Annotated in this window: 12 protein-coding genes and 1 pseudogene; 12 read left to right on the top strand and 1 reads right to left on the bottom strand. The window is 43.1% G+C overall.

All coding sequences use genetic code 11. The features are described 5' to 3' along the window. Positions 1 to 19: 19 nt before the first annotated feature. Together BM114_RS05000 and BM114_RS04995 are read left to right on the top strand one after the other, a co-directional pair. Positions 20 to 579, top strand: a pseudogene (locus tag BM114_RS05000) (GNAT family N-acetyltransferase). 146 nt (positions 580 to 725) lie between these two features. Further along, complete coding sequence (locus tag BM114_RS04995) at positions 726 to 1310, top strand: hypothetical protein (RefSeq protein ID WP_092111044.1); 585 nt, start codon at positions 726 to 728, stop codon at positions 1308 to 1310. A gap of 41 nt (positions 1311 to 1351) precedes the next feature. Here BM114_RS04995 and BM114_RS04990 read toward each other — a convergent pair whose 3' ends face one another. Next, positions 1352 to 2179, bottom strand: a complete 828-nt coding sequence (locus tag BM114_RS04990) for a DUF5715 family protein (RefSeq protein ID WP_092111042.1) — start codon at positions 2177 to 2179, stop codon at positions 1352 to 1354. A 159-nt stretch (positions 2180 to 2338) separates the two neighbouring features. Here BM114_RS04990 and BM114_RS04985 point away from each other — a divergent pair, with 159 nt between their 5' ends. The 10 genes from BM114_RS04985 to BM114_RS04940 all read left to right on the top strand — a co-directional run bounded on the left by BM114_RS04985 (position 2339) and on the right by BM114_RS04940 (position 12791). Continuing rightward, entirely contained in the window at positions 2339 to 3310 is a 972-nt protein-coding gene (locus BM114_RS04985) for a PhoH family protein (protein ID WP_092111040.1), read from the top strand. Between the two features lie 14 nt (positions 3311 to 3324). Further along, positions 3325 to 4278 (top strand): phosphoribosylaminoimidazolesuccinocarboxamide synthase, encoded by a 954-nt coding sequence (locus BM114_RS04980; RefSeq protein ID WP_092111037.1) that lies wholly within the window; start codon positions 3325 to 3327, stop codon positions 4276 to 4278. Positions 4279 to 4296: 18 nt separating this feature from the next. After that, positions 4297 to 5031 (top strand): bifunctional demethylmenaquinone methyltransferase/2-methoxy-6-polyprenyl-1,4-benzoquinol methylase UbiE, encoded by a 735-nt coding sequence (gene ubiE / locus BM114_RS04975; RefSeq protein WP_092111035.1) that lies wholly within the window; start codon positions 4297 to 4299, stop codon positions 5029 to 5031. A gap of 17 nt (positions 5032 to 5048) precedes the next feature. Beyond that, a complete protein-coding gene (locus tag BM114_RS04970) occupies positions 5049 to 5801 on the top strand; it encodes a shikimate dehydrogenase family protein (RefSeq protein ID WP_092111033.1) in 753 nt (250 codons plus the stop codon). Positions 5802 to 5826: 25 nt separating this feature from the next. Continuing rightward, a complete protein-coding gene (locus tag BM114_RS04965) occupies positions 5827 to 6990 on the top strand; it encodes an AIR synthase-related protein (RefSeq protein ID WP_092111031.1) in 1164 nt (387 codons plus the stop codon). Positions 6991 to 7005: 15 nt separating this feature from the next. Then, positions 7006 to 8118 (top strand): peptide chain release factor 1, encoded by a 1113-nt coding sequence (gene prfA, locus BM114_RS04960; RefSeq protein WP_092111029.1) that lies wholly within the window; start codon positions 7006 to 7008, stop codon positions 8116 to 8118. 19 nt (positions 8119 to 8137) lie between these two features. After that, complete coding sequence (pyrF, locus tag BM114_RS04955; RefSeq protein ID WP_092111028.1) at positions 8138 to 8965, top strand: orotidine-5'-phosphate decarboxylase; 828 nt, start codon at positions 8138 to 8140, stop codon at positions 8963 to 8965. Continuing rightward, positions 8955 to 10175 carry an HD domain-containing protein gene (locus tag BM114_RS04950; protein WP_092111025.1) on the top strand — a complete coding sequence of 407 codons (1221 nt, stop codon included), beginning with the start codon at positions 8955 to 8957 and terminating at the stop codon, positions 10173 to 10175. The genes pyrF and BM114_RS04950 overlap by 11 nt, the downstream gene beginning before the upstream one ends. 46 nt (positions 10176 to 10221) lie before the next feature. Next, a complete protein-coding gene (lpxD, locus tag BM114_RS04945; protein ID WP_092111023.1) occupies positions 10222 to 11256 on the top strand; it encodes a UDP-3-O-(3-hydroxymyristoyl)glucosamine N-acyltransferase in 1035 nt (344 codons plus the stop codon). A 143-nt stretch (positions 11257 to 11399) separates the two neighbouring features. Then, entirely contained in the window at positions 11400 to 12791 is a 1392-nt protein-coding gene (locus BM114_RS04940; RefSeq protein ID WP_092111020.1) for a bifunctional UDP-3-O-[3-hydroxymyristoyl] N-acetylglucosamine deacetylase/3-hydroxyacyl-ACP dehydratase, read from the top strand. Positions 12792 to 12796 lie beyond the last annotated feature (5 nt).

Raw genomic sequence — 12796 nt, 5'->3', positions numbered from 1 at the left:
TATATATTACAAAAGGAACATGAAACTACAAACGAAACGACTGATTCTAAGACCGTGGCAGGAAAGCGACGCGGAAGCTCTATAAGTATGCTCGTAATCCAAAGATTGGGCCTATGGCGGGTTGGCAACCCCACACGAGCATTGAGAACAGTCGTGAAATCATAAAGACTGTGTTTTCTGCTCCCGAGACCTATCCCGTCGTATTGAAAGAAACGGATGAAGTCGTCGGAAGTGTCGGGATAACGACCGCAAAGAGCGAAGTCCATAGTGCGAAGATAGCAGACAACGAGTGCGAGATAGGCTATTGGATTGGCAAGCCGTATTGGGGACAAGGATTGATTCCTGAAGCCGTTACTGAATTGCTTCGACATGCTTTCAAGAACCTGAAAATGACTGCGGTCTGGTGTGGATATTTTGATGGTAATGGCAAATCAAGGCGAGTACAGGAAAAATGTGGATTTACTTATAGCCATACAGAGTACAATAAGCCAGTTCCATTGCTGAATGATTTTCGCACAGAACATTTTACGAAACTTACTTTCGAAGAATGGAAAAAACAATATTGACAACTTGAAATAAAAGACTACGGCACGGGCAAAGATAAAGGGGCATTTCCAACGACTCGCACCAAACGGTTCTAATACCCACAATAATCAGACGGAATTTCGTTAAACTTTCATTTTTCTGCAAGTATTACAGTGAATTTCATTATATTTGCAGCGAATATGAAAGTTAAGAAAATCATAATTACAGGCTTGTTCACAATGCTTCTGGCTGTTCCGTCGGATGCGCAGACCCCTGTTGCCGACCGCATCAGGGCGGCCGTCAAACATCTGCCGGCAAGCATAGAAGTGGTGGCCAAATATACAGACAATGCCCGCCATTGCCTCTATTATATTCTCGACCATCGCCTTTATTGCCTTGATGTTATAAAAAACAAGAACAAGGAAGTGGATTTCCCGGAAAGTTATCTGAAGATTCTTAACTATTATCTTATCCACAAGGGCAAGCTTCTTTTTGTCAGCATCGACCGCGGCTCACTAAGCAAGACTTATGCGGTCGACGGCCAGAAGCTGTATATGATAAACCCGTTAACCCGAAGAATCAAAGAGGTTGGTTCGGGATACTCGATTGAAAAAAGTACGCTGAAAGGCAACGAATGCTTTTGTATAAAGAAAGCACATAAATGCCTGAATCCTAATGAGGTTATAGAAAAACAGCAATGGATCGCAAGAGAACATTTTTTCAGTACTGACGGGTCAGTTCTCTATGCAGGGAAAGAATTCAAGATAAGAATCACGCCCAAATAGAAAAGCGAGTCCTCCCCTTTCGGAAGATTCCATTTTAAAGTCTATCTTACCGTGATATGAAAGCAGCCTTGGCGAACTTCATATTTTATGTAACACCTTCCTGACTCGTGCATGTCGCGCAAAACCTCGCTGAAAACCCACTTCAAAGTGTCATTGCGAACCTCACGCCGAGATTCCCCCGGGGCCTCCACCGTTTTATATCGATTATAGGCAATGTCAAAAGTAGTGCCATACTGATGGCAGCTGTTCTGTGTCGCATTCCCATTCCGGGAGCGCAGACGGGCCACATCATCCTGACTGCGAAGCACGCTGGTAATCACGATCTTGTGCAAAGGGATTCCCTTTACTATCAGGCTATCATAGAAATTGCGCCCAATATCCTGCAGCAAGACTGAAGCACGAGGAACAAGATAAGGTATCGAATTATGCAACTTGTCAACATAAAAGTATGGATTAGAGCCCACATACACCAGTTCTGTTTTCCGATTCTCCGCCTCAGCCCTGTCTTTAACGGGTTTCACTCCTAACTTCTGGGCTGCCACCAACTGCACATCATTCTGGTCAGGGAAGGTTGTGTCAAACCGGGGGACGCTGTAGATGCGGTTTTTAACCAAACTTCCATCCGCCTTAAAGAACCTTGACCGACTTTTTATTCGGTTCGAGGGAATAACAGCCTCTGCCACAGCCTGGGTTGCCGCAGTAGCTTCCCCCATTGAAGCAGCAATGGAGTCGGAGTCAACGGGAATCTTGGTTGTATCCGCTGTTTTAAGCCCTGTTCCTACTATTCCCGGGTATATACAACGCACCATTCCCAGAATAACGACAACAATGCCAAAACCTTGCAAATATCTTGTCTTGCTTATCTTCATTTTTCGAAATCCGACTAAAATTGCGACAAAGTTAATAAAAAGTTAAGAGTTTCTTGTCTTGTCTCGTAATATTTTTGTAAATTTGCACAAAAATAAGATTCGATGAACCTATTTCAGGCAAATATTGATTTTTCAAGGATGTGAAGCGAAAAATAATATATGATAGAGAAACATTTAATACTTGAAGATATTGATCCCGTAGTGTTCTATGGAGTAAATAACGGTCATCTTCAAATGTTGAAATCCTTGTTCCCTAAACTTCGTATTGTTGCCCGCGACAATGTCATGCGCATAATCGGAGATGAAGAAGAAATCTCAAAGATAGAAGAAGATGTGGAGAATCTGCGCCAGCATGTCTTGAAATACAACTCTTTAGATGATGAAGACATTCTCGATATCATCAAGGGGAAAAATACCAAAGCCGATTCCATAAAGGATGTCGTGGTTTATTCGATATCCGGAAGACCTATCAAGAGTCGTTCCGAAAACCAGCAGAAGCTGGTAGACGCCTTTGAGAAAGACGACATGATATTTGCCGTAGGACCGGCCGGAACGGGAAAGACCTATCTGAGCATAGCACTTGCCGTAAAGGCTCTAAAAGAAAAGACGGCTAAAAAGATTATCCTTTCCCGACCGGCAGTAGAAGCCGGAGAAAAGCTGGGATTCCTCCCTGGCGACATGAAGGAGAAGATAGACCCATATCTGCAGCCACTATATGACGCATTAGAGGATTTGATTCCCGCCGTAAAGCTTCAAGACATGATGGACAAGCATGTCATCCAAATAGCCCCACTGGCATTTATGCGCGGACGGACTTTGAGTGATGCAGTAGTAATTCTTGACGAAGCGCAGAACACGACACCGGCACAAATCCGCATGTTCCTTACGCGAATGGGTTGGAACACGAAAATGATTATCACCGGCGACATGACCCAGATAGACTTGCCGCATGAACAGAAAAGCGGACTAAAGGAAGCTCTCAAGATACTCTCCGGAATTGAGGGTATCTCTATTATCGAACTAAACAAGAAAGACATCGTCAGGCATAAGCTGGTAACCCGTATTGTCAATGCCTATGAGGCATACGATAAAAAGCGGAATAGCGAGAAAGAATTGGAGTTTAAAGACTAAATATTATAAAAACAATGAAAGCATTAACAAGAACCGACTTCCATTTTGAGGGTCAGAAGAGCGTTTATCACGGCAAAGTGCGTGATGTATATAACATCAATAACGAGCTATTGGTAATGGTTGCTACGGACAGGATTTCCGCATTCGATGTAATTCTACCCAAAGGCATTCCTTTTAAGGGGCAGGTGTTGAATCAGATTGCGGCAAAATTTCTGGATGCAACCAGTGATATATGCCCTAATTGGAAACTTGCTACTCCAGATCCGATGGTTACGGTTGGCGTAAAATGCGAGGGATTCCGTGTGGAAATGATAATCCGTTCCATCCTTACGGGTAGTGCATGGAGAGCATACAAGGAAGGGTGCCGAGAATTATGTGGGGTGAAGCTTCCTGACGGGATGCGCGAGAACCAGAAGTTTCCGGAGCCCATCATTACCCCTACTACAAAAGCTGACGAGGGCCACGACCTGAATATCTCTAAAGAGGAAATCATCCAACAGGGACTTGTTTCTGCAGAAGACTATGCCGTGATAGAAGACTATACTCGCAAATTGTTTGCCCGTGGACAAGAGATTGCGGCTAAACGCGGCCTTATCCTCGTCGACACGAAATATGAGTTTGGCAAACGAAACGGAGAAATATATCTTATAGATGAAATCCACACACCAGATTCGAGTCGCTATTTTTATGCAGACGGATATGAAGAGAAATTCGAAAAAGGAGAACCACAAAAGCAACTTTCAAAGGAATTTGTCCGTCAATGGCTCATAGAGAACAACTTCATGAACGAGCAGGGGCAGAAAATGCCGGAAATAACCGATGAGTATGCGGCAAGCGTTTCGGAGAGATATATCGAACTTTATGAACATATTATTGGAGAGAAATTCGACAAATCGACAGCGGGCGATTGCGATATTGCCGCACGCATCGAGAAGAATGTATGCGAATACTTAAAGACAAGGAAATAGACCTTCACCTTTATACATATGTATAAGCAAGAAAATGTCAAGCCCTATAATGGGAATGGAGAAAAGGGGGAATTAGTAGAGCAGCTATTTAATAATATAGCCTCCACTTATGATACCTTGAACCACCGTCTTTCATGGAATATAGACAAAGGATGGAGAAAAGCTGCCATTAAACTGCTCATGCCATTTAAGCCCAAGTGCATATTAGATATAGCCACAGGTACAGGAGATTTTGCCATTCTTGCCGCCCAAATGCTTCAACCAGAACGGCTTGTCGGGGCTGACATATCTGAAGGAATGATGAATATCGGTGTAGAGAAAGTCAGGAAAGCAGGATTAGAGAATATAATCAGCTTCAAAAAAGAGGATTGTATGAATTTGTCGTTTGAAGAAAACACCTTTGATGCTGTTATCACTGCATTTGGTATTCGGAATTTCCAGTGCCTTGATAAAGGCCTGTCTGAGATGTATAGGGTTTTAAAACCTGACGGTCATCTGTGTATTGCCGAACTTACGACTCCAGTCTCTTTCCCCATGAAGCAATTGTTTAGGTTTTACTCAAACTATATCCTTCCTGCATACGGTAGTCTGATTAGCAAGGACAGAGATGCCTACGAGTATTTGACCAAGTCTATCGAGGCATTTCCCCAAGGTGAAGAAATGATGACGATACTGAAGAAAGCCGGCTTTCACAAAACAACCTTTAAGCGCCATACTTTTGGCATTTGTACGATATATTTTGCATCCAAATAAATATAGCTACTAAAATTATGGATAAATATGGATTGATAGGCTACCCTTTAGGGCACTCGTTTTCGATCAGCTATTTTAACGAGAAGTTTCAAAACGAAGGCATTGATGCAAGATATGAGAATTTTGAGATTCCCAAGATTGAAGATCTAAAAGAAATTTTAGATCTGAATCCGAATCTCAAAGGTCTGAATGTAACAATTCCTTACAAAGAACAAGTCATGAAATACCTTGACTCTATCAGTCCAGAAGCCAAAGCTATCGGTGCAGTAAATGTCATTAAAATAACACACAGAGGTCGGAAGACAGAGTTAAAAGGATATAATAGTGATGTCATAGGCTTCACCAGAAGTATCGAAGCTGCCTTGGAACCAGCACACAAAAAGGCCTTGATTCTCGGCACAGGAGGCGCATCGAAAGCTATTGATTACGGCTTGAGGTCCTTGGGGCTTGAGACAATTTTCGTTAGTAGGACTAAAAAGAAAAAGGCTATTACTTACGAAGAACTTACTCCAGAGCTCATAAAGGAATATAGGGTCATCGTCAACTGCACTCCAGTTGGCATGTATCCCCATGCAGACGAATGTCCAAGACTTCCATACGAAGCAATGGATACGCATACTCTGCTCTATGATCTTATATATAATCCAGACGAAACTTCGTTTCTGAAGAAAGGGAAAGAGAGGGGAGCTACTATCATCAATGGGCTGGAAATGCTCTTGTTACAGGCCTTTGCCTCATGGGAATTTTGGAACGGGAAGGAAAAACTATAATAACATAAGACATTAGAAACAGATAATGGATAATCGGTATATGATGCGTGGCGTTAGTGCGGCAAAAGAAGATGTACACAATGCCATCAAAAATATAGATAAGGGCTTGTATCCACAAGCCTTCTGCAAAATCATCCCTGATATTCTGGGGGGAGACGAAGCCTACTGCAATATTATGCATGCTGATGGTGCAGGAACAAAATCTTCTCTGGCCTACATGTATTGGAAGGAGACCGGAGACCTCGATGTATGGAAGGGTATTGCCCAAGATGCCATCGTGATGAACACCGACGACCTGCTTTGTGTAGGGGCTGTTGACAATATTCTCGTCTCAAGTACCATCGGTCGTAACAAGCTGTTGGTACCCGGAGAAGTCATATCTGCCATTATCAACGGCACCGATGAGCTCCTTGCAGAAATGCGAGATATGGGCATCGGCATTTATCCAACAGGTGGCGAGACGGCGGATGTCGGCGATTTGGTTCGGACAATTATCGTTGATTCTACGGTTACATGTCGCATGAAGCGTTCTGATATTATCGACAACGCAAACATCAGACCTGGAGATGCCATCATCGGATTAAGCTCTACGGGACAGGCCACTTACGAAAAACGACACAACGGTGGAATGGGTAGCAATGGACTTACCAGTGCCCGGCATGATGTCTTTGCCAAATATTTAGCAGAAAAGTTTCCAGAAAGTTTCGACCATACTGTTCCGAGTGAACTCGTCTATAGCGGGAAATATCATCTCACCGACACGATTGAAGGGGTCGCTGTCAACGCCGGACAACTTGTACTCTCCCCTACTCGCACATACGCTCCGATTATAAAGAGCCTATTGGATGAATTAAGGCCTCAAATTCACGGAATGGTACATTGTACAGGCGGTGCACAGACAAAGGTGCTGCATTTCGTAAACGATAATTGCAAGGTCGTGAAAGACAATTTGTTTACTGTTCCACCCCTTTTCAAGATAATTCATGATTGTAGCGGAACCGATTGGAAGGAAATGTATCAAGTATTTAACATGGGCCACCGCATGGAAATTTATGTCCGCCCTGAAATTGCAGAACAAGTAATTGCAATCAGCAAAAGTTTTAATGTTGATGCCCAAATCATAGGATACATCGAAGAAGGAAAACGAAGTTTAACCATAAAATCTGAGTTTGGGGAATTCTTTTATTAAAAGACAATAACTGATATGGCCGACAACAACAATATTTTGGGAAAATTAGACGGATTAGAAAGCCGTTACGAAGAAGTTTCAACACTGATTACTGATCCGGCTGTCATTGCTGATCAACAGCGATATGTAAAGCTTACGAAAGAGTATAAAGACTTGGAAGATATCATGGATGCTCGCCGGCGCTATATAGCATGCCTGAACTCCATAAAGGAAGCAAAAGATATTCTGGCAAACGAGAATGATCCTGACATGAGGGAGATGGCACGAGGCGAGCTATCTGAAAACGAGACCTTGCAACCCAAACTTGAAGAAGAAATAAAGATAGCACTTGTTCCTAAGGATCCGGAAGATGCAAAGAATGTGCAGATGGAGATTCGGGCCGGGACAGGAGGCGATGAAGCTGCACTTTTTGCTGGTGATTTATTTAATATGTACAAGAAATTCTGTGAATCTAAAGGATGGTCCGTCAGCATTACAGACGCTTCTGAGGGAGCTGTCGGTGGATTCAAGGAAATAGATTTTGCCGTAAGCGGAGACAATGTGTATGGTGTCTTAAAATACGAATCGGGAGTGCATCGCGTACAAAGAGTTCCTGCTACAGAGACCCAAGGACGCATGCACACATCTGCCGCGACGGTTGCTGTGTTGCCGGAAGCTGATAAATTTGAGGTTCGCATCAATGAGGGAGATATTAAATGGGATACATTCCGCTCAAGTGGTGCCGGCGGACAAAATGTAAATAAGGTGGAATCCGGTGTCCGTCTTCGCTATCCATGGAAGAACCCTAACACTGGAGAAGTCGAGGAAATACTGATAGAGTGCACAGAAACTCGCGACCAGCCCAAGAATAAAGAGCGTGCGCTGAGCCGTCTCTATACATATATTTATGACCATGAACATCAAAAATATGTTGATGATATCTCCAGCCGTCGAAAGAGTCTTGTCTCTACAGGAGATCGAAGTGCAAAAATCCGCACATATAATTTCCCACAAGGTCGAGTTACCGATCATAGAATTGGATATACAACCCATGACCTTAATGGATTCCTAAATGGAAATATTCAAGATATGATTGACGCCCTCACGGTTGCAGAAAATGCGGAGAAACTTAAAGAATCAGAATTATAAATAAAACTCATATTATCAAATGACAAGACAAGAACTTGTAAAACAGATATTCGAAAGAAAATCTTTTCTGTGCGTCGGATTGGATACTGACATTCAGAAGGTTCCTGAACATCTGAGAACCAATGACGACCCGATTTTTTTGTTCAATAAATCTATTATTGACGCAACGGCTCCTTATTGTGTCGCCTATAAGCCTAATCTTGCCTTTTATGAAAGTATGGGAGGAAAAGGTATCGCTGCATTTGAGCGAACCATCAAGTATCTGAAGAAGTTCTACCCCACCCATTTCATCATTGCCGACGCAAAACGGGGCGACATAGGCAACACCTCCCTTATGTATGCAAAAACCTTTTTTGAAGAATACAATCTAGATGCACTCACCGTTGCTCCATACATGGGTGAAGATAGCGTTAAGCCGTTCCTTGAATATGAAGGCAAATGGGTCATTCTCCTGGCTTTGACCTCCAACAAGGGGGCTATGGATTTCCAACTCACAGAAGACAAAGAAGGACAAAGACTCTTCGAAAAGGTTATTGCTAAAAGCCAGAATTGGGGAAATGATAATAACTTAATGTATGTAGTAGGCGCTACTCAGGGAAGAATGTTTGAAGATGTCCGCAGAGTAGCCCCAAATAATTTCCTGTTGGTTCCTGGTGTCGGCGCACAAGGTGGAAGTCTTCAGGAAGTGTGTAAATATGGCATGATCAAAGACTGTGGACTGCTCATAAACTCTTCAAGGGGAATTATCTATGCAGGCAAAAACGAAGATTTTGCAGAGACCGCTGCCCAAGAAGCAAAAGAATTGCAAGCACAAATGGCAATAGAACTCGAGAAAATTGAACGATAGCAAGATTATAAGCGACCCGGTCTTTGGGTTTATAAAGATTCCAAGAGGGCTGTTACTTGATATTGTAAAACACCCTCTGATACAAAGGCTGACGCGGATCAAGCAGCTGGGGCTTGCAAGTGTCGTATATCCAGGAGCGCAACACACACGATTTCAGCACTCATTGGGAGCCTTCCATCTCATGAGCGAGGCTATAGTATCACTTCGCCAGAAAGGCATTTTCATCTTTGATAGCGAGGCAGAAGCCATTCAAGCGGCTATCCTCATGCATGATATCGGACATGGACCATTTTCACATGTATTAGAAAACACTTTGATCAGAGATGTCGCGCACGAAGAAATTTCATTGATGATGATGGATCAGATCAATAAAGAGATGAAGGGAGCTTTAAATCTGGCTATCAGTATCTTTAAGGATGAATACCCAAAACGCTTTTTACATCAATTGATCAGCTCGCAATTAGACATGGACAGACTGGACTATCTTCGTCGCGACAGTTTCTTCACTGGAGTTACAGAAGGTAATATCGGTTCCGCCAGAATCATTAAGATGCTCAATGTTGTGGACGACAATCTCGTTGTAGAATACAAGGGCATCTATTCCATTGAGAATTATTTAACTACCCGCCGTTTGATGTATTGGCAAGTTTATCTCCATAAGACAACTGTTGCCTATGAGAAAATACTCGTCAATGTCTTACTGCGAGCTAAAGAGTTGACCTCCCAAGGAAAAGAGATTTTTGCAACTCCGGCTCTCCATTATTTCTTATATAATGACATAGACAGAGATTTTTTCATCTCACATGAAGAAGCACTCCTAAACTATGAGCTTCTTGACGATAATGACATCTGGAGTTCTGTAAAGAGCTGGATGAATCATGAGGACAAAATCCTTTCTACCCTGGCAAAAGATTTAATTAATAGAAATATCTTTAAAGTGGAAATCCATGAAGATCCTCTTTCAAAAGACAAAACCGCAGCCATTCAACAGCAACTAAGCGAAAAGGCGGGGGTATCATTTGAAGATGCCAGATATCTTATGAGCGTGAATACAATTCAGAAAGATATGTATAATATTAACGATGACCATATCTCTATACTTCATAAAGACGGCACGACAGAAGATATCACCGAAGCTTCGGAAATCTTGAATGTAGCACTTCTTTCCAAACAAATACAGAAATATTATCTCTGCTATCAGAGATTCTAAAATAAATTTGTTATATTTGCAAAAGAAATCAATTGTTCAAGATAATATGGAATTTTCAGCAAAACAGATAGCCCAGTTTGTGCAAGGCGAGATAATAGGCGATGAAAATGCCTCTATAAATACATTCACGAAGATAGAAGAAGGCAAGAAAGGTGCGATTTCATTCCTCGCTAATGGCAAATATGCCCATTACCTTAAGAATACGGAGTCCTCTATTGTCCTTGTTGATGAGCTGATTGAAATTGAGCTCCCCGTTAAGCCAACCCTCATCAGGGTAAAGAATGCTCGCGATTGTGTCGCTAAGCTCTTGCAACTTTATGAGAGCATGAAACCCAAAAAACAGGGAGTAGATTCTTTGGCATTTATCTCCCCCAAAGCCAAAATTGGAAAGGATGTATATATCGGAGCATTTGCATACATCGGCGATGGAGCTGAAATAGGGAACGGCACACAGGTATATCCCCATGCCACAATTATGGAAGGCGTAAAGATTGGAGAGAATTGTATTATCTATCCCAATGCCAGCATTTATCACGACTGCATCCTTAGAAACAATGTGATTGTCCATTCCGGGAGCGTTATTGGAGCCGACGGCTTTGGCTTTGCCCCTAACGGGGAAGATTACGATAAAATTCCACAGATTGGTATCGTCACCATTGAAGACAATGTTGAAATCGGTGCCAACACTTGCATAGACCGATCCACAATGGGATCTACATATGTCCGTAAGGGAGTCAAGCTTGACAACCTTGTACAAATCGCCCATAACACAGATATCGGCGAAAACACGGTTATGAGTGCTCAAGTCGGCATTGCCGGTTCAACCAAGGTTGGAAAATGGTGTATGTTTGGCGGACAAGTTGGCATTGCCGGGCACATCGAGATTGGGGACAAGGTCTTCTTAGGTGCCCAATCAGGTGTTCCAGGAAATCTCAAGGGAAACCAGACACTTATCGGCACTCCTCCGTTTGAGCCTAAAAACTACTTTAAGTCTCAGGCCGTATTCCGCAGATTACCAGACATGTATAAACAGCTCAACGAGCTTCAGAAAGAGATTGAGGAACTGAAAAAGCAGAAGTAAATCTCAATCCCCAAAGTAAAAGGCGGCAAAAAGCCTCCTAAAAGACGGCTTAAAGCAATGTCGGAAGCCGCTAAAAGGAATGTAAAAGGCCGCTAATTACAAAAGCAACAGATTTGAACTACAAAAAAACAGAAAATAAGAGAATGGACGCAGAAAAGCAGAAAACCCTGAAAGGCAGCTTCTCCCTATATGGCAAGGGGTTGCACACAGGCCTGAACCTTACGGTAACTTTCAATCCTGCCCCTGAAAATACCGGCTATCAAATTCAGCGTATTGACCTTGAAGGCCAGCCTATAATTAAGGCCTTAGCGGAAAAAGTAGTAGAGACACAGCGCGGGACAGTACTGGCAAATGGCGATGTTCGGGTAAGTACCGTTGAGCATGGCATGGCAGCCCTCTATGCGATGGGTATCGATAACTGCCTTATTCAAGTGAACGGTCCAGAATTCCCTATTCTGGATGGGTCAGCCAGCATGTATGTAGACAAGATTAACGAAGTTGGTACGGTCGATCAGAATGCGACAAAAGACTATTATATCATCCGCAAAAAGATTGAATTCAAGGATGACAAGACAGGCTCGTGTATTACCATCTTGCCAGACGAGCAGTTCAGCATCACGACAATGTGCTCGTTTCAGTCTAAATTTATCAACAGCCAGTTTGCGACACTTGACAGCATCAATAACTTTGGGAAGGAAGTCGCTCCCGCCCGTACATTCGTCTTCGTGCGAGATATAGTCCCCCTCCTGGAAGCCAATCTTATCAAGGGAGGCGACCTGGATAATGCCATTGTCATCTATGAGCGTGAGGTTTCACAAGAAAGTCTTGACAAACTTGCCGACATCTTGAAGGTTCCACACATGGATGCCACGAAGATAGGGTATATCCAGCACAAGCCTTTGATGTGGGAGAACGAATGTACCCGCCACAAACTTCTCGACATCATTGGCGACATGGCTCTGATTGGAAAGCCCATCAAGGGGCGCATTATCGCCACCCGGCCTGGTCATACGGTAAACAACAAGTTTGCCCGCTTGATGCGCAAGGAAATCAGAAAGCATGAAGTTCAGGCTCCGATTTACGATCCGACAGAAGCTCCGATTATGGATAATAACCGTATTCGGGAGCTTCTTCCCCATCGTTATCCTATGCAGCTGGTCGACAAGGTTATTGCCATTGGCCCTACAAGCATCGTTGGTGTCAAGAATGTAACAGCCAACGAGCCCTTTTTTCAAGGACATTTCCCACAAGAACCGGTAATGCCAGGTGTCCTCATGGTCGAGGCTATGTCCCAATGCGGTGGTCTCCTTGTATTAAACCAAGTGGAGCAGCCTGAGAGGTGGTCTACTTATTTCCTTGCCATTGATGATGTCAAGTTCCGCCAAAAAGTGATTCCGGGAGATACTCTTCTATTCAGAGTCGAGCTGCTCAATCCTGTCCGCCATGGAATTAGTTCTATGAAAGGATATATGTTTGTTGGAGACAATGTTGTAGCAGAAGCCACTTTTACTGCTCAGATTATAAAGAACAGATAAAACTT

It is taken from the genome of Prevotella sp. KH2C16, from assembly GCF_900113305.1.
Classification (GTDB): Bacteria; Bacteroidota; Bacteroidia; order Bacteroidales; family Bacteroidaceae; genus Prevotella.
This window is presented reverse-complemented; position numbering and strand designations above follow the sequence as displayed.